The sequence below is a fragment of the Variovorax ginsengisoli genome (assembly GCF_030811835.1).
GTDB lineage: Bacteria > Pseudomonadota > Gammaproteobacteria > Burkholderiales > Burkholderiaceae_C > Variovorax > Variovorax ginsengisoli_C.
In genome coordinates this window covers 295,295-317,055 of the sequence record NZ_JAUSRO010000005.1, presented here as the reverse complement: position 1 = coordinate 317,055, position 21,761 = coordinate 295,295, and the positions used below count along the sequence as shown (strand labels likewise).

At 64.5% G+C, this 21,761-nt stretch carries 25 protein-coding genes; 1 reads left to right on the top strand and 24 read right to left on the bottom strand.

Going from position 1 to position 21,761, the window contains the following annotated elements:
* Positions 1–2 precede the first annotated feature (2 nt).
* The 8 genes from J2W36_RS09775 to J2W36_RS09740 form a co-directional block, all read right to left on the bottom strand.
* Complete coding sequence (locus J2W36_RS09775; RefSeq protein WP_307689524.1) at positions 3–1,043, bottom strand: MerR family transcriptional regulator; 1,041 nt, start codon at positions 1,041–1,043, stop codon at positions 3–5.
* A 77-nt stretch (positions 1,044–1,120) separates the two neighbouring features.
* A complete protein-coding gene (locus J2W36_RS09770) occupies positions 1,121–1,642 on the bottom strand; it encodes a P-loop nucleotide/nucleoside kinase family protein (RefSeq protein WP_307689523.1) in 522 nt (173 codons plus the stop codon).
* Positions 1,643–2,005: 363 nt separating this feature from the next.
* Complete coding sequence (locus tag J2W36_RS09765) at positions 2,006–3,055, bottom strand: DMT family transporter (protein ID WP_307689522.1); 1,050 nt, start codon at positions 3,053–3,055, stop codon at positions 2,006–2,008.
* A 76-nt stretch (positions 3,056–3,131) separates the two neighbouring features.
* Positions 3,132–3,560 (bottom strand): GNAT family N-acetyltransferase, encoded by a 429-nt coding sequence (locus tag J2W36_RS09760; RefSeq protein WP_307689521.1) that lies wholly within the window; start codon positions 3,558–3,560, stop codon positions 3,132–3,134.
* 26 nt (positions 3,561–3,586) lie between these two features.
* The gene (locus tag J2W36_RS09755) at positions 3,587–4,381 is read right to left on the bottom strand and encodes a Rossmann-fold NAD(P)-binding domain-containing protein (RefSeq protein WP_307689520.1); all 795 of its coding nucleotides are present in this window, start codon (positions 4,379–4,381) and stop codon (positions 3,587–3,589) included.
* A gap of 61 nt (positions 4,382–4,442) precedes the next feature.
* Positions 4,443–4,877 (bottom strand): DUF2267 domain-containing protein, encoded by a 435-nt coding sequence (locus J2W36_RS09750; RefSeq protein ID WP_307689519.1) that lies wholly within the window; start codon positions 4,875–4,877, stop codon positions 4,443–4,445.
* A complete protein-coding gene (locus J2W36_RS09745) occupies positions 4,874–5,029 on the bottom strand; it encodes a hypothetical protein (protein WP_307689518.1) in 156 nt (51 codons plus the stop codon). The genes J2W36_RS09750 and J2W36_RS09745 overlap by 4 nt, the downstream gene beginning before the upstream one ends.
* A gap of 53 nt (positions 5,030–5,082) precedes the next feature.
* The gene (locus tag J2W36_RS09740; protein WP_307689517.1) at positions 5,083–5,988 is read right to left on the bottom strand and encodes a LysR substrate-binding domain-containing protein; all 906 of its coding nucleotides are present in this window, start codon (positions 5,986–5,988) and stop codon (positions 5,083–5,085) included.
* A gap of 116 nt (positions 5,989–6,104) precedes the next feature.
* Between J2W36_RS09740 and J2W36_RS09735 the strand changes: the two genes are divergently transcribed.
* Positions 6,105–7,226, top strand: a complete 1,122-nt coding sequence (locus J2W36_RS09735) for an MFS transporter (RefSeq protein WP_307689516.1) — start codon at positions 6,105–6,107, stop codon at positions 7,224–7,226.
* Between the two features lie 14 nt (positions 7,227–7,240).
* Here the strand turns inward: J2W36_RS09735 and J2W36_RS09730 are convergent, their stop codons facing one another.
* From J2W36_RS09730 to J2W36_RS09655, 16 genes are all read right to left on the bottom strand, one after another.
* Entirely contained in the window at positions 7,241–7,687 is a 447-nt protein-coding gene (locus tag J2W36_RS09730; RefSeq protein ID WP_307689515.1) for a GNAT family N-acetyltransferase, read from the bottom strand.
* 238 nt (positions 7,688–7,925) lie between these two features.
* A complete protein-coding gene (locus J2W36_RS09725; protein WP_307689514.1) occupies positions 7,926–8,300 on the bottom strand; it encodes a VOC family protein in 375 nt (124 codons plus the stop codon).
* Positions 8,297–9,178: a hypothetical protein gene (locus J2W36_RS09720; RefSeq protein WP_307689513.1), complete on the bottom strand. Its 882-nt coding sequence runs from the start codon at positions 9,176–9,178 to the stop codon at positions 8,297–8,299. Before J2W36_RS09720 ends, J2W36_RS09725 begins: the two co-directional genes overlap by 4 nt.
* A gap of 143 nt (positions 9,179–9,321) precedes the next feature.
* Complete coding sequence (locus J2W36_RS09715; RefSeq protein ID WP_307689512.1) at positions 9,322–9,807, bottom strand: GNAT family N-acetyltransferase; 486 nt, start codon at positions 9,805–9,807, stop codon at positions 9,322–9,324.
* A gap of 223 nt (positions 9,808–10,030) precedes the next feature.
* Complete coding sequence (locus J2W36_RS09710; protein ID WP_307689511.1) at positions 10,031–10,822, bottom strand: carbon-nitrogen hydrolase family protein; 792 nt, start codon at positions 10,820–10,822, stop codon at positions 10,031–10,033.
* Between the two features lie 108 nt (positions 10,823–10,930).
* Positions 10,931–11,926 carry a lysylphosphatidylglycerol synthase domain-containing protein gene (locus J2W36_RS09705; RefSeq protein WP_307689510.1) on the bottom strand — a complete coding sequence of 332 codons (996 nt, stop codon included), beginning with the start codon at positions 11,924–11,926 and terminating at the stop codon, positions 10,931–10,933.
* Positions 11,927–11,957: 31 nt separating this feature from the next.
* On the bottom strand, positions 11,958–13,211 hold the full coding sequence (clsB, locus tag J2W36_RS09700) for a cardiolipin synthase ClsB (RefSeq protein ID WP_307689509.1): 1,254 nt from the start codon (positions 13,209–13,211) through the stop codon (positions 11,958–11,960).
* The gene (locus tag J2W36_RS09695; RefSeq protein ID WP_307689508.1) at positions 13,208–13,936 is read right to left on the bottom strand and encodes an endonuclease/exonuclease/phosphatase family protein; all 729 of its coding nucleotides are present in this window, start codon (positions 13,934–13,936) and stop codon (positions 13,208–13,210) included. Before J2W36_RS09695 ends, clsB begins: the two co-directional genes overlap by 4 nt.
* Before the next feature lie 221 nt (positions 13,937–14,157).
* The gene (locus J2W36_RS09690; RefSeq protein WP_307689507.1) at positions 14,158–14,703 is read right to left on the bottom strand and encodes a Spy/CpxP family protein refolding chaperone; all 546 of its coding nucleotides are present in this window, start codon (positions 14,701–14,703) and stop codon (positions 14,158–14,160) included.
* Positions 14,704–14,844: 141 nt separating this feature from the next.
* Positions 14,845–15,174, bottom strand: a complete 330-nt coding sequence (locus J2W36_RS09685; protein WP_307689506.1) for a thioredoxin family protein — start codon at positions 15,172–15,174, stop codon at positions 14,845–14,847.
* A gap of 65 nt (positions 15,175–15,239) precedes the next feature.
* Positions 15,240–16,025, bottom strand: a complete 786-nt coding sequence (locus J2W36_RS09680; RefSeq protein WP_307689505.1) for an aspartate/glutamate racemase family protein — start codon at positions 16,023–16,025, stop codon at positions 15,240–15,242.
* Between the two features lie 54 nt (positions 16,026–16,079).
* Positions 16,080–16,970 carry an ABC transporter permease gene (locus J2W36_RS09675; protein WP_307689504.1) on the bottom strand — a complete coding sequence of 297 codons (891 nt, stop codon included), beginning with the start codon at positions 16,968–16,970 and terminating at the stop codon, positions 16,080–16,082.
* Positions 16,971–17,058: 88 nt separating this feature from the next.
* Complete coding sequence (locus J2W36_RS09670; protein WP_307689503.1) at positions 17,059–17,976, bottom strand: ABC transporter permease; 918 nt, start codon at positions 17,974–17,976, stop codon at positions 17,059–17,061.
* 4 nt (positions 17,977–17,980) lie between these two features.
* The gene (locus J2W36_RS09665; protein ID WP_307689501.1) at positions 17,981–19,258 is read right to left on the bottom strand and encodes an ABC transporter substrate-binding protein; all 1,278 of its coding nucleotides are present in this window, start codon (positions 19,256–19,258) and stop codon (positions 17,981–17,983) included.
* Between the two features lie 112 nt (positions 19,259–19,370).
* Positions 19,371–20,441 (bottom strand): ABC transporter ATP-binding protein, encoded by a 1,071-nt coding sequence (locus J2W36_RS09660; RefSeq protein ID WP_307689500.1) that lies wholly within the window; start codon positions 20,439–20,441, stop codon positions 19,371–19,373.
* Positions 20,442–20,501: 60 nt separating this feature from the next.
* Positions 20,502–21,758, bottom strand: a complete 1,257-nt coding sequence (locus J2W36_RS09655) for a biosynthetic peptidoglycan transglycosylase (protein WP_307689499.1) — start codon at positions 21,756–21,758, stop codon at positions 20,502–20,504.
* Positions 21,759–21,761: the final 3 nt, after the last annotated feature.

The window sequence follows — 21,761 nt, the reverse complement described above, 5'->3', positions numbered from 1 at the left end:
ATTCAGGAGGTCGACGTGCCGCTCAGGTGCGCGATGGCTTGCCCAACGTAGGCGACCAATGTCTCGTCGATGCCCGAGCCGACCCGCAGAGCCGCGTCGTGGTGGAATGCGCGTTGAAGCTTCGCGTCCAATGCGGCGTCACCACCGGCCTTGGCGAGCGAGAGTTCCTGCCAGCGCCGCGCCAGAGCACGCATGGCTGCGCCATCGGTGGGAGCACGCGCCAACATCTGTTGCCGAACCTCGGCAATGAGCGGCGGCCATGCATCGGTCTGGGCAACGTAGTGCTGGCGCAACGTGGCCATGTCGCTGGCGCTGCAGTAAGGCGCATAGAGCTGCAGGCGCGCGAAGGCCATCGCGTGGGAGATATAGCGGATGCCTGCGCGGTCCACACCGGTCAGGGCGTGGAGCGACGGCTCGTTCCAGTGCATGGCGTAGAGCTTCATCAGCAGACCTTCGTCGCCGCCGGCTTCTTCGAGCAACAGTTCAATCCAACGTTGCGCCAGGGCCTGCGCTTGCGGGCTCTCGGGCGATACGCCGGCGGCGACCAGGCGGTGCAACCACGCCGACAACTCGGCACGCTCGGGCGCCATGGCGTCAGCGAAACCGTCGCGTTGCGCCTTGAGCGTGCGCTGCTCGTCGTCGCTGAAGTACTTCGAACCCGCGACCATGCTTTCGAGGGCCAGGAGCCAGTCGTCGATTCCAGGTTCTTCGCTGGCCTGCAGCTGGCCCTGCACCGCAAGCAGATGGTTGCGCAGCGCCGACGCCTGCAGGATTTCGCGGTCGAGCTGTGCGACCTGCTGCGCCACGACTTCCGAAATACCGCCAGCCGCGTTGTCGAGCAGGCCTTGTATGTCAGCGAGCGACAGGTCAAGTCGCCGCAACGCCTGAATGCGGTAGAGCCGCGCCACGTCCTTCCGCCCATAGAGGCGGTAGCCGCCGCTGGACCTTTCGGATGGCACCAGCAGGGCGATGTCGTCATAGTGCCGCAACGCGCGCACTGTCAGCCCGGTGCGCCGGGCCAGTTCACCAATCCTCAAAAACATGCCTTCCCTCTCTCAAGTTGAAAGGCATCCTAGACCGTGCCGTTACGAGAGGGTCAAGCACTTTTCGTGGCTCGCGTTCAACCATGGCGCACGACGTTGTAGCCTTCCTCCGCGCTTGGCGCGACGAAGTGGGCGGTGATTTGGTCGAACTCCTCATCTGTCGTTTCAAAGGGGTGTTCTCCCGAGAGGTTCCGAGCACGCAGGCGCGCCTTGCACACCTCGTCGGGCACATCCAGGTAGTGCAGGCAATGGGCTGCCCCAGCTTTCTCAAAAACGCTGCGAGCCCAAGCTCTCGTCTTGACGGTGTTCGAGGGGAAATCGAGCACGACCGACGTGCCGGCTGCAAGCAGTGCCTCGATGTGGCCGGCCATGGCGTCACGCAACCTGCCGGCACAACGTACATAGTCCGCGATTGCATGAATCTCGTTCGGATACAGACGTGCGAGCCAATCATCCTCACTGATGAGAACAGTCTTCGGCTCCGTCGTGAGGCGCTTGGTCAGCGTTGACTTGCCAGCCCCGATCTTCCCGCAGACCATATGAAGCACAACGGGCACGCAAAGGGCGGTACTGGTCCGCGTCGTATCGGATTCGCTCATTCCAATCTCCTTTGGCAATGAAAGCCCCAGGAGACAGAAAAAACCCGCCTCACGGGGCGGGTTGCTTTGGGCTACTCAGGCCGCGCGCTAACCCACCATCCTTGGGATGGTGGGAATAATCAACGCGGTGTGCGAGCAAGCCATGGCGAGGAAGGATAGCGGCTGCCATTGGTCTTGGCAAACCAAGTACGGCTTTGCATACATCCCTGCAGTGCCGCGGAAGATTCGGCGCGTGGGTCCTGTTCTGGCCGCATTCTGGCCGAGCAGGCGCTGCACAGCGCGCAGAGCGGTGAACGTTCGCAAAGCGACAGACAGCGGCATAGCCCGTAGACCAAATACGACCAAGGCGCCCGCAAGGCGTTCTCAATCCGGGTGGGGATGTTGATGGTGGATGTCCGGATAGTGGTCGTGGGTGTGAACCATGGGCTCGTGGCGATGCCAGTGCGTGTGCTTGGCTGTGGCAGGCGCGCCATCGGAATGAACGTGCTGATGGTGAACGTCATGGTCATGTTCATGGCTGTGCGCCAGCGGCTCGTGCGCATGCCTGTGCCCGTGCTTCTCCGTCAGATGCAGCCATACGCCAAGGGCCATCAAGACCCCGGCCAGCACAAGCTCAAGCGTGAGCGGTTCACCCAAGAGACCGATGGCCAGCACCGCGCCAAAGAACGGCGCGACCGAAAAGTAGGCGCCGGTGCGCGCGGTCCCGAGATGCCGCAATGCGAGGACGAAAAGCACCAGGCTCGTTCCATAGCTCAGGAGGCCGAGGAGACTTGCTCCAGCAACGACTGCCGCCGACGGCCAGGTCGCGCCCGTGGCAAATGCCAGCGCGAGGTTCGTCGCGCCGGCGACCAGCCCCTTGGTCATCGCGATGAAAGACGCGTCAGCCACCGATACCTTGCGCGTCAGGTTGTTGTCGACCGCCCAGGCCAGGCACGCGCCCAGGACGGCCAACGACGGCCACAGCGCTCCAACGCCCGACTTGTCAGGCCAGCTGAGGAGTGCGGCCCCGGCCACGATGGCAACCATCCCCAGGGCGATGCGCCGGTCGAAGTTCTCCTTGAAGACGAACCAGGCAAGGAGCGCGGTGAAGACGCCTTCCGCATTCAGCAGCAGCGAAGCGTCCGCCGCGGCCATGCCGGCCAATCCGGTCATCAGCAGCAACGGGCCGAGCATGCCCCCTGCCACGACAGCCCCTGCCAGCCAGCCGAGTTCAGCGCGTTGCAGGCGGACGGTCGGCGCCCTGGAAAGCAGGCGCCACACCCAGAGTCCGAGGCCGGAGCCAAGGTAGAGCACCCCCGCGAGTAACCAGGGGCTCGTGTGCGCGAGCAGCAGCTTAGCGGCGGGCGTTCCGGCGCCGAAAAGCGCCGCAGCGCCGATGGCGGCAAGAACTCCACGTTGGGAGAGAGCATTCATGGACGTCTTTTTACTCCTGCCCGGCTACCCGCAGAAGGCACCCGAGCAGCCACGGGTAGCAGACCTTCAGAAGCCTCTATGACCTCAACGATTTCTTCATGTAAGCCACATAGGACCCCTGGATGTAGTTGTCGATGCGGCCGAACTCCTCGTAACCCTGTTTGAGATAGAACTCGCGCGCTTGCCATTCGAACGTGTTCAGCGTCACATTGCGAGCGCCCAATTCGCGGGCCTTTTGCTCTGCTGCGGCAAGCAGCCGGTGCCCAACGCCTTGGCGGCGCACCGACTCGTCAACAAAGAGCAGTTCCACGTTTAGCCAATGAAGGAACACGAACCCGCGCAATCCTCCGACCAGCCCGCCGCTACCATCCCTTGCGCTGACCCAGACCGGCTGGCTTTGACCGTATTCGCCGACAAATCCGTAGTTGAACTGTCGCATGCGGCGGCCCAATTCGCCCGAGTGCACTTCTTCTGCCGTGGGGGTGTAAATCTCAACGTCGCTCATTATGGGAAGGTCTGGTTGTGGTGGACTCAGATCGTGAGCAGATGCTGAAGCACCGCTTTTTGCACCGGTAAGAGGAGCTTCTTCTGCTCGTAGCCGGCGAATCGCGGATAGCGACGAGGATCTACCGAAAGTTCACCACCCACGGCAAACGGTGGGGTTGGCAAGAGCACAGGCTGACCCATTCGATTCAGATCCTCGACCGACAGCGGATTGTTCAACTGCTCCGTGCCCCGAGGCCAGCCATCAGTAATGACCACGTCTGCTGTTCCGAGGGGAGACGATGAAAAGATTACGTTCGATGTGCCCGTGTGGAAGCTCTCATGGCATATATGCACTAGCGAAAAGTCCATCACATCCGCCAGCTCGTGCCACGAACGAAATACGTTTGTCGGGGGCCCCCAAAGGCAGATGCGAACTTTCCGGATCGGACCTATGACTGTTTCGATGAAATAGGCGTCGGTAAGAACTTCGCATGGATGACCGGCGCTCGACATCGCATTGACCACCGGCCTCCGGGACGAAGCAGCAAACTCCGCGATGCGTTCATGATTCGATTCTCGGACCACGTAGATGTCATAGAAGGGGTCGAGATAGCCTGCGAGATCGCAAACGCGTTCGCCTGTTTTCAGAAGATTCGGTAACTCGATGACGGACAGGTTCAGTTCTTGGAACGCCTTCAGAAACGTCGTGCGCGTGCGAATGCCATTTCCTTCGAACGACCAAGCTACGGTGCCTTGAACGTCCACGCCAGGTGCTTCAACCAGGTGCCAGATCGCGCGAACATCCTCGGACGAAAGTGCCGACAGGCTGACTAAACTCATGGCTTGGTATGTCTCAGAGACTCGAAATTTGAGGCTGCAACTGAAAGTTTGCTCCTGGCCGTCATGCACCGTCTCGTAAAGTCGTCCAGAATTCGGCGGCACCTATCGGCAAGCTGGCAAGCGCCTGATCGAAGGCCGCAGTGTCAACATGACGTCGCAGCGCCTGTGCCACCGCTTGAACCGCCAAGTCAGGCGAAAAGTTGTGCTCTCTACGGACAGACCGGACCTCGTCGATAAGAGAGTTGTTTTGGTCAAAGGGGAGTGGCGAATCCTGGAAATCCCAATCGGAAACGAAGATCGCTCTAACGACCGGGGGCAACACGTTTGCGAAGCGGATTGCTTGCTGCAGCGAGAGCCTTCGCCTGAAAGCCCGCAAGACGCCCACCACCATGTTCCAAGCCATGTTCGTGGTCGCCAGGCCCGCCGCATCGCGGGCATCGACCATGAAACGCTCGAACTCCAAAGTTGCGCGCTGATATTCAGATGGAATGGTCATATCACGTGGAAAAGGTTACTTTGTTCTACCAGCAAAATGTCCCGCAGGGCAAATCCATGATGTCGATTCAAGCTCCAGACATGTACGTCCACCTTGATCAAAGTTTTGCCCTGCAGTTTTTTCGGCTCGCTCCACCAGCGCAGGAAAGTCATTCGGAAATCGTGCGTACATGACGCTTCAGGTTCTTCGTGCGCCGGTCAATCGTTCAGCGGCCGGCACGCCTCGTGTCTTCCAGCCATTGGGCGAAGAACTGCGCCTCGGGCCTGGCGTCTGGTGCGAGGCCGTAGTAATAGCGTTCCAGCGGCATGCGCAGGTGCGGTAGCGGCGACAGCAAGCGACCATTGGCGAGGTCGTGTGCAACCAGGGAGGTCGGGCCCATCGCGACCCCCAGGCCGTCGAGCGCCGCCTGCAGCACCAGGTGCAGATGATCGAACTGCAGCCGCCCGGCCGGTTTGAAGCGCACGAGGCCGACCGCGCGCTGCCAGTCGTCCCAGTCGCTCTTGCGGGTGCGGGCCGACAGCAGCACGTGCGCCGCCAGCGCCGGTGGCGCACCCACACCCCGCATCTCGAACAGAGAAGGCGCACCGACCACCTGCACCTCGTCCTCCAAAAAGGGCTTGACCTGGATCGACGGCGGCCAGCCCTGGAGCCCGCGCCGGATGGCCACGTCGAACCCGTCGACCACTTTGGACGGCACCGCGGTGCTGGTCACGACCTGCGGTTCGATGCCCGGGTACTGGGCGACGAAGGCCGGAAGACGCGGAATCAGCCAGCGCACCGCGAACGAGGGCCGCACATTGATGCGCACCGCCCGTGTCGGCGCGCGCGCCATGAGCGCGGTCGCCGCGGCCCCGATCTGCGACAGCGCCGCCGCTGCGTCTGCGAAGAAAGCCTGGCCTTCCGCCGTGAGAACGACCTGCCGCGTGAGGCGCTCGAACAGCGCCACGCCCAGGTGGGTTTCCAGCGCCTTGACCTGCCGGCTCACCGCGCCGTGCGTCACGTGCAGTTCGACGGCCGCCCGCGTGAAGCTCTGATGGCGGGCCGCCGCCACGAAGGCGCGCACGGCATGGAGGGGCGGCAGACGCGGGAGATTCGGGACGGGCGGTGGCATGCGTGAGATTTTTGCACGCGTACCCGCCCATCGATGTCGTTTGTCGAGGGGCGCCGGTGCGGCGCACCATGCGTGCCATGTCATCGTCGCCGCCCACAGCCTCTCCTGCATCCATCATGGCCGCCGATCGCGATTCACGGCACGCCGCCATCGCACTGGGCGCCACGCTCCCCGGCGACACGGTGCTCTACCTCCTGCTGCCGATGTATGGCGCGGCCTTCGGCGTCACACTGGCGGAAGCCGGAATGCTGCTCGCAGCCAATCGTCTGGTGCGCATCGCCGGCTATGGCTATGTGGCCCGGTTCTATGCCCGTCACGGCGACCGGCCGACCTGCACCCTGGCGGTGGTCGCTGCCGCCTTCTGCGCGCTCGGCTACGCCACGCTCTCGGGCTTCTGGGCACTGTTGCCGCTGCGGCTCGTGTGGGGCCTGTGCTTCGCAGCGCTCAATCTGTCCACGCAGGCGCTCGCGACGGCCGAGCCGAGGGGGGCGGCGCTGCGTTCGGGGCGCTCGCGCGCCTTCATCGCCCTCGGACCCGTGCTCGCCTTGCCCGCCGGGGCGGTGCTCGCCCAAGCCGCGGGGCCACGGCCGATCTTTGCCCTGCTGGCCATCGTCGCGCTGGGCGGCCTGTTCGCCACGCGCCGGCTGCCAAGCTTGCCGCATCCGGCGCTGGGTCAGTCGCGCCCACATCCGCGTCGCCCCAACGCGCTGGACACATGGTCCTTTCTCGAGGGCTTCACGCTCGATGGCCTGTTCATCATCGGTCTGTCGTTCCTCGGCAAGGACCTGCTGCCCGGCAGCGCGGTCGTCGCAGCCGGCGTGCTGCTCGCGATGCGCTATGGCGCGGAGATCGTGCTGAGCCCGGTGGGGGGCCGCATGGCGCAGCGTTGGGGCGCGGAGCGGCTGCTCGTCGTGCTGTCGTTGATCACCGCGGTCGCATTGCTCGGGTTTGGTGCCGGGTGGCTCTGGAGCTGCGCTGCAGCGATCGTCGTACTGCGAGCCCTGCAACTGCCGCTGCTCGCCCCCATCGTTGCGCATCGCCATCCGGGCCCCGGCCGTGTGCAGGCGCTGGCCGCACGCTCAGTGTGGCGCGACATCGGCGCCGGCACCGGCCCGCTGGTGGCAGGGTTGGTGCTGCCGGTGGTGTCGTCGCTGTGGGTGTACGGCGTGGCCGCGCTGCTGCTGGCACTGGCGGCGCTGGCCTGTGGGCGCGGGGCGCCACGCGCGGCGTCGACGTGACGAATTCAAGCGGCTCATGGTCGCGGTCTTTTGATGACGAATCCTCTTTCCACGTCACCACAGAAACCGACTTTTTCGTATACCCCGTGGGCTTCTGGTCTTTGCACTCCCGAAAGCAGCACCACTTTGCAACAGCCGAGCTTCCAACCTGTTTCGACCGCATAGCGTAAACATGCTTCGCCCAATCCTTTGCGTCGAAATGATTGGGCGGTCACCACATGCTCGATGAAACCGATGGGTCGTCCTTCGCTTGCAATGTTCGCAATCAATGCCAGCATGCACGTTGCACCGACAAGCCCTTCATACTCGGCCACGATGATCTGCGATGCGGGTGCATCATTCACCTTCGACCAGAATTCAGAGGCCTTTTCCGACGGGAGCACTGGATCGTTGGGCCGCAGCTCACGATACAAACTCAACACAACGTCCCGGTCCGACTCACGCGCTAGACGAACATGCATTCCGTTGCCTCCAACTGGAGCCTGATTCTGCAATGAACGGCAGCTTACGAGCAAGTTTTCCTAACCTCGCGAAGGTCCGATTCTGACCAACCGTCGCCGCTCGCGTTTTCTCACCTTCTCAGCCCCAAGCAGTCATCGTCGCTGTTCCTTCATTCGGGAATCGCCGCCACCAATGTCGACCTCGCTGCCCCATCCGAAGTGACGAAAGAGCCGCGCAGCGCGGCTTCCGTTGGCGACCTCAAGCCATGCGGCAGGGTGCCGCTCGAACAACGCGACTTCCTTCTTGTTGGAATGCGAGCAGATAGCCGTTGCAATCAGTGATGGCAAATTCTCTGCCTCCGTAGGGCATCGTTTGCAAAGGCCATGCGACGGACGCTTTGCTTGCGATGGTGGAGAAATACTGGTCTACGTCTGCAACCGTGATGTAGATCGTTCCAGAAAAACCGGGCGTTGCGCTCCACAGATCTTGGCTTGTGAAGATGAGATGGGCGCCTCCCTTGGTGACGGTGATCGTGTTCTCAGCTGTAGATGCGACAACGCAACAAAGTACCGATTCGTAAAATTCTCTGGTCTGTTCGATGTCAAAGCATCGCAGCAAAATGGACAAGCTCATTCTTCGCTCCGAGTTTGGGTAGCGTCCGCTGCTGGCCAACTGTAGCCCGTAAATCCCTGCGCAGAAACATCGGCATGCCCGTGCTCAGTCACGGCTTCAACCAAGCGAAAACGCAGTCCGCCAGTGACGTGCAGTGAAAGCACCACCTCATCGGCCACATCTCCATCCAAAAGGCCGCGACTGTCGAGGAAGCGCCGCGCTTCGGCGAGGTCTCGGACTGCGAACGTCAGCGACTGAAAGAAGTTTTGCGTGCCGGCCGACAACCGTAGCTCCACATCGTCTGCGATCGCGAGGACAGACCCTCCCGCCCTTGACTCAGCAAGCTTCTGCCATCCGTCGAGTGCCCCGACAAGGTCGGTGCACGACATCGCTATTTCTTTCAAGCCGACAAGACCAAGAGCGCCTCCACCGCAGGCGGCCAAAGCGTCTCTTTCTTGTTTTCTACGCTCCAGGGTACCCAACCCCTTCCTCCACGGCACGATGAATGCATCGCTGTCCCACTCGCAGACGAACACGCAACACGATTCCTTGGAGAGGTCCTGGACGACTGAATTCGTGAAGTTGGTTCGCATCTCTCCGCGGTCGTCCTTTGACGCATAAGCCCGCGGAGCTTTGCAACTGAGTCCCATGGCGCTGAAGCGAGCCAGGGTTTCCTGGAGTTCAGCAGGCGCGAGGGCGATCTGGTGGATGAGAGGGAAAGGACAATCTGCTGGCAAATCGGAGTTGTCGGTCGCGGCCCAGATTTCAAGGTTGGTGTTGCCAAGCCCTATCCAGCCAAAAGTCGCGAACGTTGCGCGCGCCAGCGGCCAAGTCACTGGAAGGCCAAGATGATTGCTGAACAGTTCATGAAGCGACGCCGCATCGGCAGTGCGGATCACCACATGGTCAATCCCCGGAACTGCACGTTCCGAATGCTCATCGCCAATCTCCTGCAGGTTGGGTGGCGTCTTCGTGGCGCCCTCGCGAGTCCATCGAGGAGCCCGAGGGCAAAGTCTGCTTCTGGCCGGAGGCAGCTCTGAACTCAGAGTCGTTGATACATAACAAATGCGTCCGTGTACCGCTGCTCGGGAAGAAGAAAGGCATCTGGAATTCTCCCAACGATCTGAAAGCCCATCCGCTTCCAGAGTTCGACCGCCCTTTTATTGCTTGCAAGGACAAAGTTGAACTGCATTGCGCGGTATCCCGCCGCGCGCGCTTGGATGAGGGAGTGGGCGCACATTGCGTTTCCGATCCCCTGGCCGTAGCGATCATGAGCAGTCATGTATCCGCAGTTCGAGACATGCGCACCGCCGCCTTTTCGGTTCGGATGCAACACATACGTCCCAACGAGTTGTTCGCCATCTTGCGCCACGAAGCATGTGTTAGCCGGTGCAAGCCAAGCGCGGAGCGCGTCGTCACGACTCGTCTGCCGAGGAAAATCATACGTGTCCCCCGCGCGAATGATTGGCTCCATGATGGCCCACAGACCATCCCCATCCTCGGCGACTGCTTTGCGTATTTGGACCACTTCGTCGTTCCTCGCGTCTGAATATTTCCGTCCGCTTCTGGCCGGCGGTAGCCAACCGGTGGTCGAAGCTTTGGCTCAAAACAATCGACTGAAGTTCGCGCCAACCACTCGCGGTCAGCGGCTCGCCCGCCACGTTGATGAGTCGAAAGAACACAAACTGGATGGTTGTGTCATGGCGCAAGGCTTCGGATTTCACTCGCCTGTTGCGCGAGATCTTCGGGCTCTAGGACTTCGTCCTGAGCCTGCGGGCGAGCACACCTGTGGCTTCCGCGGCGTGGATGTCGCACACGAGCAAGCCGGCTTGCCCATAGGGCTGATAGCAGAGCAGCGAGCCGTCCGGTCCTATCACGGCCGATGTCGTGGGCGACCCAGGACTCGCGCAATTCGCAGCGGCGAAAAAAACGTTGTTTTCAGCAGCCCGGCAAAGGAACGTCTTCTCGTGGAAGGTGTTGCGCGGATCTGCGAATTCGGTGGGCTGAAACGCGCCGGGAACGGCTTCATCGTAGAACGGATGGAATACCAGTTGCGCGCCGCGCAGAGCCGCCCAACGAACGGTCTCTGGGTAACGGAAGCCCTCATGGCAGATCACTACCCCGAAGCGCACCCCATCCAATTCGAATACATGACGCTCGCTGCCCGCCTCGTAGCGCACCTCCTCGCTGGGATCAAGCTGCACCTTGTCCTGAAAACCGGCGACCTCTCCGTCAGGCTGGATGACAAGTGCGGTGAGCCGCGGCTTGTCCGCAACGTAGCGCTCGGTCCCAAGGATCACGCCCACATTGTTCCTGGATGCCGCCTGCGCGATGGTGGCATGGGCGTCTTGCAGAAACCCCGGACTGACCAGATCCGGCCGCCTCTCGGCCCACGGATAACCGGGAACATATGCTTCCGGAAAGCAGATCAACCGCGCGCCTGCACGGGCTGCTTCGGGCAGCGCACGCAGGACGCGCTCAACCGAATCCTCAGGACTCGATGGAATCTCGATATTGGCAAGGGCGATACGAAGGGTCGTCATGCGATGTGCTCGCTGTGCTTTGGGCGGATGAAGAACTCTGCCCAAGTCTGTTTCTGGCCGAATGTAGCCGTAAAACTGGCCTACGGCGCATGACCGGCTTCGTGGCGTTCAGACCCGCGAGGACTGCGAAGAGGGCGCTGCGTCGGTCACTGCCAGCTTGCGGGCGCCCGCTTCCATCGCCAGGTAAAGCAGCGCGGCGACCACCAAGGGCAGCCAGTAGTAGACGGCGCGGTACAGCAGCACGGCCGCGATCAGCGCGGTGTCGGGCAGCCGGGCGCCCAGCAGCGCCACGAACACGGCTTCCAGCACCCCGAGCCCGGCAGGCACGCGCGACAGCAGCCCGGCCACGGCGCCGATCAGCAGCACGCCCAGCACCATCGGATAAGCGACCTTGCCTTGCAGCAGCACGAACATGGTCGCTCCCATCATGGCCCAGTTGGCACACGACAGCGCGAGCTGGACGAGTGCCACACGCAGACTCGGCAGGGCGATCTGGTGGCCGCGCACCGACCATTCGCGGCGCACGGACATGGCGCACAGCCCGAGGTAAGCCAGTGCCACGCCAACGAGCGCGATGCCCACTGCGCGCAGCACGCCGATGCCCACGTGCCAGTCGGGCGGCAGCGCCAGCGGCCACCACGCGAAGGCCAGGCCGGCGAGCAGGAAATAGCCCAGCCAGTTGGTGAGCATGCTGATGCCGACGATGCGCGTGATCATCGCGGCGTCGAGGCCGAGCCGCGAATACAGCCGCACCCGCATGGCCACTGCGCCGACGACCGTGCCCAGGTTGAGGTTGAAGGCGTAGCTCACGAAGGTGATGCCCATCACCGTGGGCGCCTTGAGCCGGTGACCCGTGTAGTGGCGGCCAATGAGGTCGAAGCCGCTGTAGATCACATGACTGGCTGCGGCCAATGCAGCGGCCAGCGCGAGCACCGGCATGGGATAGCCGCGCATGGCACTGAACACCTCGCCCCATTCGATCGTCCGCGCCTGGATCACCAGCAGGCTCGCGACGAAGACGAAGAAGCCCCCGATGACCAGACGCTGCGCCCACGGCCACCATGGCTGCTGCCGCCATCGCCTGACGGTGGCGGCGATGGTCATCGCAAGGCCCTGGCGCTCTGCACCATTGTGCTCATGCCGCGTCGGTCTGCGTCGCGCCGCCGCTGCGCGGCTCGGGCGCCTCCAGCGGCGTGAGCTTGGGCGCATGGCGCGGCAACCAGCCCACCCACGACGGGTACCAGCGCAGCAGGTGGAAGATGAAGAAGCTGCGCACCAGCCGCCAGCCGCTCCACTCGGTGAGCTGGTCGACTTCGATCTGCTTGCAGCTGTGCCGCATGAGATGGTTCAGGCGCTCCGACAGGGTGTGGTTGAAGGTGCGGTCTCTCACGACCACATTCGCCTCCAGGTTCAGCGACAGGCTCAGCGGATCGAGGTTGCTCGACCCCACCGTGCTCCACTGGTCGTCCATCAGTGCGACCTTGCCATGCAGTGGACGCTCGCAGTACTCGTAGATCTTCACGCCCGCATGGATCAGGTGGTGGTACAGCATGCTCGCCGCGGTCTTGACGATCGGCATGTCGGGCTCGCCCTGCAGGATGAGGCGCACATCGACACCACGGCGCGCGGCGCGGCGCATCTCCTTGATCAGCCGGTAGCCCGGAAAGAAATAGGCGTTGGCAATCACCACGCGATGGCGTGCCACGCGGATGGCCGCGCGGTACTGGCGTTCGATGTCGTTGGTATGGCGGCGGTTGTCGCGCGTCACCAGCTGGATGTCCGCCTCGCCCGAAGAGGGCAGCCTGCGGGGGTTCGCCGGCACTTCATCGGCCGCCACCTCCGCCGCCTTCAGGCGACGCCGGAACCAGCCCGGGCCCTTGCCACCGACGGCGATCGCGCGCAGCACGAAACGGTGGATCTCTCCGACGATCGGCCCTTCGAGCTCCACCGCATAGTCCTGCTTGCCCATCGGGCCGAAATCCGCCAGGTGGTCGGCCGAATAGTTGATGCCGCCGACGAAGGCGCGCTGCGCATCGACCACCACGATCTTGCGGTGCATGCGCCGGAAGATGTTCAGCCGCTGGCCGAAATAGCGCTGGCCGGGATCGAACACGCGCACCTTGACGCCGGCCGAAGTGAGCCCGCCGATGAACTCGGGCGAGAGGTCGGGCGAACCGAAGCCGTCGATCATCAGGTCGACCTTCACGCCCCGCAGTGCGGCCGAACGCATGGCCTCGTGCAGTTCCTTGCCGACCTTGTCCTCGAACAGGATGAAGGTCTCGATGATCACTTCGCGCTGCGCATCGCGAATGGCCTGGAACACGCGCGGAAAGTAGTCCTCGCCGTTCTCCAGCAGTTCGATGCCGTTGCCACTGAGCCATCGGTTCATATCTGTATCTCCGCCACCAGGGGCGCGTGGTCGGACAGGTGCGACCAGGGTTTGCGTGGCAGCACCACCGGCGCATGGACACCCGCGTTGCGCACGTAGATGCGGTCCAGCGCGAGCACCGGAAAACGCGAGGGGAAAGTCTTGGCTGCAGCGCCATTCGCATGCACGAACACTTCGCGCAGCGCCGCGCCTTTGGCAAGCACCTCATGGGCACGGCCGCGCCAGTCATTGAAGTCCCCGGCCACCACGAGCGGTGCGTCGGGCGGGACTTCGTCGCGCACGATGTGGCAGAGCAGTTCGAGCTGCTGCTGGCGGTGGTTCTCGGCCAGGCCGAGGTGGGCGCAGATCACGTGCACCTCGCCGACCCGGCCCGGCACGCGCAACGCGCAATGCAGCAGGCCGCGCTTCTCGGGGCCGGCAATGGACACGTCGTGGTTGGTGAAGCTCGCAATCGGAAACTTGGAAAGCACTGCGTTGCCATGATGGCCCTTGGGATACACCGCGTTGCGGCCGTAGGCGAACTGCGGCCACATGGTGTCGGCGAGGAATTCGTAATGCGGCGCCTCGGGCCAGTTGCTGTGCTTGCGCGCATGACGGTCGTGCGTGCCTTGCACCTCCTGCAGGAACACCACGTCGGCGCCGACCGTGCGAACCGCCTCGCGCAATTCGGGAAGGATGAACTTGCGGTTGAATACCGTGAACCCCTTGTGGGTGTTCACGGTCATGACTTTGAGAGAGGTGGGCGTTGCGGTCACAGAAGCGGCATTCAAACGGTTTTCTCGTTTGTAGATCGACCACCTCCGAGGCGCTGTAGGACGCACCACCTTCTTCGGCACGGGCAGGACCCCCAAAGACGCCGCAGATGCGCGAAAAAGCCCGCACCGTTCGCACGGTGCGGGCTCAGAGGACTGCGGCTGCCGAAAGGGCGCAGGGCGCCCCTTCGGTGTCAGCTCTTGGCAGGGGCCGGCGCGCGTTCGCCGCGGGGGCCATGGTGGCCCTCGGGGCCGCCCTGCGGGCCGTGGCGCATCGATTCGGCATCGAAGGTCTTCTGCTGCGCGGGCGTGAGCACGGCGTAGAAAGCCTTCGTCGCTTCAGCGCGTTGCGCGAAATGCGCGCTGCGCTCGGCCTGGCGGGCCTGCATGCGATCGATGCGCTGCGGCGTGGTCATCTTCTCGAACTCGGCCCGTGCAGCTGCACGGTCGGCGCCCGGTGCGGGGCGCGCCGGCGGCTGCGTGGCCGAGGTGAAGGTGGTCCAGGCCGGCTCTTGCGCGGCGGTCAGATTCAGCTTCGCCTTGAGGTCGGCCAGGTGCTTGGCCCGGCGCTCCTGCATGCGCTCGGCCCACTTGCCGTCATGCTTCTTGTGCTGCATACGCTGCTCGGTCTTCGGCGCGCCGTCGGCGGGTGCAGCGGGTGGCGGCGTCTGGGCCGAGGCAGCGAAGGTGGCGGAGGCCAGGAGACCGGCCCAGAGGAGGCGTTGGCGTGAGGTGATCATGAGAGTGCTTCCTTTCTAAGAAGCCTGTTGCCACAGGGCAGCAGGTGAGACGTAGTTTGGAAGCGCCGTGTATCGGGGCCTTGCACGCAACGTAAGGACCGCGTGTCGCTGCGTAAAGATCCGTGAACCGGCCCGAACGGCTCAGCCAGCCGGTGCGAGCTGCGCGAGCGCGCTGTCGAGCGTCTCGCCGTCGGTCGGCCGCACCACGCGTGCGACTTCGGTACCGTCGCGCAGGAACACCAGCGTGGGCCAGAGCTTGACGCCGAAGGACCGGCCGAGCGGGCGACCGCTGCCGTCCTCGACCTTGATGTGCCGAAGGCCCGATTGCGGCGCGAGCGCCGCGTCCACCAGCGGCTGGGCACGCTGGCAGTGGCCACACCAGTTGGTGCCGAAGTCGAGCACGGTCAGGCCGGCAAGTTGATCGATCGCGTCGCGCGCGAGGGTCTCAGGGGCGTAGGGGACAACGGTCATGGTCCTGCCAGTTTGCCACCCTGGACCGCGTCACGGCACGACGCACTGCAAATCCCTGATGCCGTTCAGGCCAGCGATGCGAGTTCCCACGAGACGCTCTGCCACGCGACACCGAAGCCCGAATGGCCAGCGGCTGATGTGATTGGCTGCGAAGCCGCAGAGAAGGAGGCAGGGGCGGCGGCGGCGGTGCGCCCCGGCATGCGCAACGTGCGCAGCGCCCACTGCGCGCCGGCGGTCACGCTGTCGATCAGCGGCACCGGCACGGCACTCTCGATGTCGGCCGCCATGCCGGCCAGCCCCGCACCGCCGAGGATCACCGCCTGCGCCTGGAAGCGGTCGGCCGCCTCGCAGCAGGCCTGGGCCAGCAGCTTGCGCGCGCCCACCGGATCTTCGGCAAGCTGCGCGCCGGTCGGTGCGACAGTGTGGATGCCGGCCAGCGTCTGCCCATGGCCGAGCGAATGCGCCAGGCGCGACAGCATCGGCCGCCAGCGGTCGCCGCCGGTGACGATGGCAAAGCGCCCATGCCAGGCCGCGGCCGAGAAGGCCGCTTCGGCCAATCCGCTCACCGGCACCCCCGCGCCGTCGCGCAGCGCGAACAGGCCCGGGTCGCCGAAGCATCCGATGAGCACCGCGTCGGGCCGCCAATCGTGCGCGCGTGCCACGGCCCAGGCGTCGAGCACGGCATGGTTGGCCACCGCGTAACTGGCCTCACAGGCGATGTAGGGCGCACCGAAACGTGCCGTCAGGCTCTGCACGTCGAGCAGGTCACCCGCCTGCGCCTGCACGTGGCGATGGAGCAGGGCCGTCACCGCCGTCGAGGTGTTGGGGTTGATGACCAGCAGGCGGGGCATGGCGCGGTTCCTACGTTGCGTGGCGTGGGTGGGGTGGGGTGGGCGGGCGCCGTCTCAGCGTGGCCGCGCCGAACGCCGTCGCAGCAGCGCTGCCGTGCTCAGCGCCACCGCCATCACGGCAAAGGAGACGATGGTGGTGACCGTGCCCAGCGCATAGATCGAGGGCGTGGTCACGGTCGAGGTTAGGCCCTGCAGCTCGAGCGGCAGCGTGTTGACGTCGCCGATGGCCTGCGAGGTGCGGGCAATCTCGTCCCAGCTCAGCGTGAAGCCGAACATGCCGATGCCCACGATCGACGGGCCGATCAGCGGCAGCACCACGTGGCGGAAGGTCTGCCAGGGCGTGGCGCCGAGGTCGCGTGCGGCTTCTTCATAGGCCGGGTTGAAACGGTTGAACACCGCGAACATGATGAGCAGGCCGAAGGGCAGCGTCCATGTGAGATGCGCACCGAGCGCCGAGGTGAACAGGCCGAGCGCCGTGCCGTAGTTCTCGAGCATGTCGGTCGCGCCCAGGGCGGTCAGCGCTTCCTTGATTCCGGTGTCGAGCAGGCGGAACTGCAGGCCGATGCCCAGCGAGATGATGATCGACGGCATGATCAGGCTGGCCACCGTGATGAAGAAGAGCAGGTTGCTGCCCGCGAGCTTCTTGCGGAAGGCCAGGCCCGCCAGCACCGACAGCACGACGGTGAAGGCCATCACCACCGCGCCGAGCGCCAGCGAGCGCCGGAAGGCCGCGCCGATGTCGACCGTGCCCAGGCCCTCGGCCAGCTTGTAGAACCAGTGCAGCGACACGCCGCGCAACGGGAAGGTCAGGCCGCCCTCCGGGCCCTGGAAGCTCAGCACGAAGATCGTGATCATCGGGCCGTAGAGGAACAGCACGAACAGCGCGAAGACGATGGCCAGCGGCCAGAAGCCCGCTGCGCGTTTTTCGCCGATGCGGTTGCTCATGTCAGTGCCGCCCGGCCGCCCGAAGGCACTGACGCGCCCCCTCGGGGGGGCAGCGATACGCGAAGCGATGAGCGTGGGGGCATTTTCATCAGAGCTCCTTGCGGATGTCGACGAGGCGCGTGAGGCCCCAGATGATCATCAGCACCACCGCCAGCAGGATCATGGCGTTGGCTGCGGCCAGTGGGAACTGCAGGTACGACGTCTGTACCTGGATGATCTTGCCGATGGACGCGATCTGCTGGCCACCCATCACGCCGATGGTGACGAAGTCGCCCATGACGATGGTGATGACGAAGATCGAACCGATCAGGATGCCGGTGCGCGAGAGCGGCACGATCACGTTCCACAGCGTCTGCCAGCCGGTGGCGCCCGAGTCGTTGGCGGCTTCGAGCAGCGAACGGTCGATGCGCATCATCGAGTTGAAGATCGGCACGATCATGAACATCGTGTAGAGGTGCACGAAGGCAAGTACCACCGAGAAATCGGAGAACAGCAGCCACTCGACCGGCTCGTTCACCAGGCCGATGCCCATCAGCCCCTGGTTGACCAGCCCGTTGCGGCCCAGCAGCGGCACCCACGAAATCATGCGGATGACGTTCGACGTCCAGAAGGGCACGGTGCACAGCACGAACAGCACCGTCTGCATGGTCGCCGAACGCACATGGAAGGCCAGGAAGTAGGCCACCGAGAAACCGATGAGCAGCGTGATGCCCCAGACCAGCAGGCAGAACTTGAGCGTGCTGAGGTAGGTGCTCAGCGTGACGCACAGGTCGCCGTTGTCAGTGAGGTGCGAGCAGCCTTCGAACAGGCTCAGGTAGTTGCGCAGCGTGACCGCGGGAATGAGCTCGTACTCGTTGAAGTTCCACAGGCTGACCATCGCGATCAGCGCCAAGGGAATCAGGAAGAACAGCAGGAACACCAGCGCGAACGGCAACGCCTGCCACCACGCCTTCACGGCATGGACGGAGGGGGTGGGCGCGTGCGCGCTGGCGGTGGGGGCGCTCACGGGATCAGGCAGCGACGAACTCGTTCCACTTCCTCACCATGTACTCGTTCTCGTCCATCACGGCGTTCCAGCAGGCGATGCCGCCCATGCGCTGTTCGTAGCTGCCGCCGTCGCGAATCGCGCCGGCCTTGGCCAGCACGTCGCCGTTCGGGCTCTTGATGTCTTGCGAGGCGGCCTTCCCTTCCATCCAGTAGGCCCACTCGTAGGCTTCCATCTTGGCCTTGGCGGTGTCGAGCACGGCGCTGTAGTAGCCCTGGCGGTTGAGGTACGCGCCGGCCCAGCCATCGAGGAACCAGTTGATGAATTCGTAGGCGCCGTCGAGCTTCTTGCCCGACAGCGTGGCCGGCAGACCGAAGCCGGCGGCCCAGGCGCGATAGCCTTCTTTCAGTGGCTGGAAGTTGCAGGCGATGCCCTTGGTGCGCACAGCCGTCACGGCGGGCGACCACATCGACTGGATCACGACCTCGCCGGAAGCCATCAGGTTGACCGACTCGTTGAAGTCCTTCCACAGCGCGCGGAACTGGCCGGCCTTCTTGGCCTCGATCAGGGTCTTGATCGTCAGGTCGATCTCGGCCTTGGTCATGTTGCCCTTGTCCTTGTACTTGTGCAGGCCCTTGGCCTCCACCACCATCGCGGCGTCCATGATGCCGATCGACGGGATGTTCAGGATCGCAGCCTTGCCTTTGAACTCGGGGTTGAGCAGCTCGGCCCACGAGTCGATCGGGCGCTTGATCAGGTCGGGGCGGATGCCCAGCGTGTCGGCGTTGTAGACCGTCGGGATGAGCGACATGTACTGCGTCGGCGCGGTCGCAAACTTCTTGCTCTTCTCGCCTTCCAGGTAGATCACCTTCTTGGGCGCGGTGCCCTGGTCGCCCACGGCCTTGCCGGCGACTTCGCCCTTCGTGAAGAGCGTGGTGATCTTGTCGGCGTTCTTGATCTTCTTGGTGTCGATGCCCTTCAGGTTGCCGGTCGGCACGATCTTCTTGAGCGAGAAGAACTCGGTGTCGATCAGGTCGAAACTGTTGGGCGCGGTGACGGCGCGCTTGGTCACGTCATCGGTGGTCACGGCCACGTACTGGATCTCGATGCCGGTGTCGGCCTTGAACTTCTCGGCAATCGCCTTGTCCTGGTTCACCGCGGTGCCCAGGTAGCGCAGCACGATCTTTTCCTGCGCGTGGACGAAGGGTGCCATGCCGCTGGCGAGGATGCCGGCCAGGCCAGCGCCGCCCTGCAGCATGACGCGGCGCTTGACGCCGGCGGAAGAGTCGATGGGGTCGGTCATGGTGAGTCTCCTGCAGATGGACAAGTAGGTATCGAAAAATTGGAAAGGAGGCGAGGATCAGCGGCAACGACAGCAGGCAGTGCGACGACGGGCCGGGTTTTCGTTCACATCGTCATGCCGGCATGGCCATCGCACGCTGGCCCGGAGGCAGCACGCCAGGGCCGAGCACCCGCGCATCGGCATCGCGCCAGGAGAGCAGCACCTGCTCGCCCTGCACATAAGGCCGCGCAAGGAACGCGTTCTCGCCCAACAGCACCGACACCGTGCCACGGCCCGGCGCGGCGTCGGTCAACGTCAGGCCGAGGAGCACATAGGTGCCCTGGTACTCGACGTCGGTGATACGGGCGAGCCGCCCGCTGCCGCTTCCGTTATCGGCGGGGGTGATGTGCATGTGGTCGTTGCGTACGGCGATGGCATCGCCACCAGGCAGGTCGATCACGTTGTGGCCACCCATGAAGCGCGCGACGAATTCGCTGGCCGGATGGTTGTAGACCGTATGGGGCGAGCCGACCTGTTCGATCAGCCCATGATTCATCACCACCATCGTGTCGGCCAGCGCCATCGCCTCTTCCTGCGAGTGCGTGACATGGATGAAGGTCAGGCCCAGCTCCTTCTGCCAGCGGCGCAGTTCGGCGCGCATCTGGATGCGCAGGAAGGGGTCGAGCGCCGACAGCGGCTCGTCGAGCAGCAGCACGCGGGGCTCGGTGATCAGCGCCCGCGCCAGCGCCACGCGCTGCTGCTGGCCGCCGGAGAGTTCGCCTGGCTTGCGCTCGGCCAGATGACCCATCGCGACACGCTCGAGCAAGTCTGCGGCACGCTGGTGGCGCTCGGCCTTGCCGACGCCCTTCATCTTCAGGCTGAACGCGACGTTGTCGAGTGACGAGAGATGCGGGAACAGCGCGAAGCTCTGGAACATCATGGCCGTGCCGCGCGCGGCGGCCGGCAGGTTGGTGATGTTGCGGTTGTCCAGCAGGATGTCGCCGCTGGTGACCGACTCGTGGCCCGCAATCATGCGCAGCGTGGTGCTTTTGCCGCAGCCCGACGGGCCGAGCAGACAGCAGTAACTGCCGCTGGCGATGCGCAGGTCGATCTGGTCGACGGCGGCCGGCGTACCTTCGGCGTAACGCTTGCTCAGCGCCACGATCTCGACAGCGGCGGGCGGAGGGGCGATGACAGCATCCATTGCGCTGATTTCAGCAAGACATGTGCCAAGGCCGGACGCACCGAAAATGTGCGCCCTTTCTCAGGGCGCCGCGAAACGCGCGGCTGCCACGCTCTTGAGCAGCGCTTCGCGCTGGCTGCGGCTGATGCCGCGGATGCCGCTGGCCACCCACTGGATGCGGGCGGCGTCCAGCGTGCCGGTGCGCTTCCATTCGTCGGCCGCGGCGCTGGGCTTGTTGAGCATGGCGGCGAGCCACACCGCCTGCGCCGGCTCCAGCGTGCGTGCGCTGCGCTTGAAATACAGGCGTGCCGCCGCCTCGGCGCCGCACACGCCCGAGCCCCAAGGTGCGCTGTCAAGGTAGAGCTCAAGGATGCGCGCCTTGCCCAGCGTCTGCTCCATCTCCACCGCGTAGAGCAGCTCGCGCAGCTTGCGTTCGGCGGTGCGATCGCTGCCGGTCATCACCATCTTGGCGAGCTGCTGGGTGAGCGTGCTGCCGCCGCGCTCGACCTTGCCGCGCTTCTGGTTGGCATCGGCCGCGGCCAGCAGTTCGGTGAGGTCGTAGCCAGGGTGCGTGGTGTAGCGCTGGTCTTCGGCTGCGATCACGGCGCGTGCGAGCCAGCTGTCCTGCGTCAGCCGTGCCGACGGACCACAGCTCGTGTGCGCATTGAGCAGCGCCTGCGTTCCCAGTCCGTCGACGGTGAAGCCCGCAATCTGCGGCTGCAGCGCGGAGAAGCTCGCCTCGGGCAACGTGAGCCGGCCGCGCAGTGCCAGCGTGCCGCCGATGCGCGCGCGCTGCAGCTCGGACAACTGCGGCACCAGCGCGCGGTACCACTGGGCAATGGCAGCCTCCTTCGCGTCGAAGTCGATCTGCAGATGGGTCTGGGACAGGCGGCCGCTCCACTGCGCCTGCAGCGGCTCGGCCCCGTCGGCCTGCGGCTGTACCTGGAACTGGCCAGCGAACACGTTGCCGTCGCGCCGTGCCGTGGCGGTGAGCGCTTCGACCCGCACCGCCTGCGCGCCGAAAGCCGGTACCGAGACATTGCACGGTGCGCACCGCAATTCGAGCGCCTGCGCGCTCTCGCGCCAGCCGAAGACCACACGGCCATGGCCCATGTCGACGGCATGGCCCGCCAGGTGCGCAGCGAACCAGGGTGAGGTGGCCAGGCGCAGGACGGTCGGTACGCTGACCTCCGTGGCCATCGGTCCCAGCTCGACGCGCGTCGACCATTCGCCCGCAGCCGGCGCCAACACCAGCTTGACGATGAGCACCACGGCAATGACCGCGGTCAGCACCAGGGCCAGCAGCCCCAAAAGAATGAAACGCAGCGTTTTCCTCAAGAC

What these genes read in the sequence shown, in the direction of transcription:
- J2W36_RS09775 (WP_307689524.1), bottom strand. Translation starts at nt 1,043, where the DNA reads ATGTTTTTGAGGATTGGTGAACTGGCCCGGCGCACCGGGCTGACAGTG.
- J2W36_RS09770 (WP_307689523.1), bottom strand. Translation starts at nt 1,642, where the DNA reads ATGAGCGAATCCGATACGACGCGGACCAGTACCGCCCTTTGCGTGCCC.
- J2W36_RS09765 (WP_307689522.1), bottom strand. Translation starts at nt 3,055, where the DNA reads ATGAATGCTCTCTCCCAACGTGGAGTTCTTGCCGCCATCGGCGCTGCG.
- J2W36_RS09760 (WP_307689521.1), bottom strand. Translation starts at nt 3,560, where the DNA reads ATGAGCGACGTTGAGATTTACACCCCCACGGCAGAAGAAGTGCACTCG.
- J2W36_RS09755 (WP_307689520.1), bottom strand. Translation starts at nt 4,381, where the DNA reads ATGAGTTTAGTCAGCCTGTCGGCACTTTCGTCCGAGGATGTTCGCGCG.
- J2W36_RS09750 (WP_307689519.1), bottom strand. Translation starts at nt 4,877, where the DNA reads ATGACCATTCCATCTGAATATCAGCGCGCAACTTTGGAGTTCGAGCGT.
- J2W36_RS09745 (WP_307689518.1), bottom strand. Translation starts at nt 5,029, where the DNA reads ATGACTTTCCTGCGCTGGTGGAGCGAGCCGAAAAAACTGCAGGGCAAA.
- J2W36_RS09740 (WP_307689517.1), bottom strand. Translation starts at nt 5,988, where the DNA reads ATGCCACCGCCCGTCCCGAATCTCCCGCGTCTGCCGCCCCTCCATGCC.
- J2W36_RS09735 (WP_307689516.1), top strand. Translation starts at nt 6,105, where the DNA reads ATGGCCGCCGATCGCGATTCACGGCACGCCGCCATCGCACTGGGCGCC.
- J2W36_RS09730 (WP_307689515.1), bottom strand. Translation starts at nt 7,687, where the DNA reads ATGCATGTTCGTCTAGCGCGTGAGTCGGACCGGGACGTTGTGTTGAGT.
- J2W36_RS09725 (WP_307689514.1), bottom strand. Translation starts at nt 8,300, where the DNA reads ATGAGCTTGTCCATTTTGCTGCGATGCTTTGACATCGAACAGACCAGA.
- J2W36_RS09710 (WP_307689511.1), bottom strand. Translation starts at nt 10,822, where the DNA reads ATGACGACCCTTCGTATCGCCCTTGCCAATATCGAGATTCCATCGAGT.
- J2W36_RS09705 (WP_307689510.1), bottom strand. Translation starts at nt 11,926, where the DNA reads ATGACCATCGCCGCCACCGTCAGGCGATGGCGGCAGCAGCCATGGTGG.
- clsB (WP_307689509.1), bottom strand. Translation starts at nt 13,211, where the DNA reads ATGAACCGATGGCTCAGTGGCAACGGCATCGAACTGCTGGAGAACGGC.
- J2W36_RS09695 (WP_307689508.1), bottom strand. Translation starts at nt 13,936, where the DNA reads ATGACCGTGAACACCCACAAGGGGTTCACGGTATTCAACCGCAAGTTC.
- J2W36_RS09690 (WP_307689507.1), bottom strand. Translation starts at nt 14,703, where the DNA reads ATGATCACCTCACGCCAACGCCTCCTCTGGGCCGGTCTCCTGGCCTCC.
- J2W36_RS09685 (WP_307689506.1), bottom strand. Translation starts at nt 15,174, where the DNA reads ATGACCGTTGTCCCCTACGCCCCTGAGACCCTCGCGCGCGACGCGATC.
- J2W36_RS09680 (WP_307689505.1), bottom strand. Translation starts at nt 16,025, where the DNA reads ATGCCCCGCCTGCTGGTCATCAACCCCAACACCTCGACGGCGGTGACG.
- J2W36_RS09675 (WP_307689504.1), bottom strand. Translation starts at nt 16,970, where the DNA reads ATGAGCAACCGCATCGGCGAAAAACGCGCAGCGGGCTTCTGGCCGCTG.
- J2W36_RS09665 (WP_307689501.1), bottom strand. Translation starts at nt 19,258, where the DNA reads ATGACCGACCCCATCGACTCTTCCGCCGGCGTCAAGCGCCGCGTCATG.
- J2W36_RS09660 (WP_307689500.1), bottom strand. Translation starts at nt 20,441, where the DNA reads ATGGATGCTGTCATCGCCCCTCCGCCCGCCGCTGTCGAGATCGTGGCG.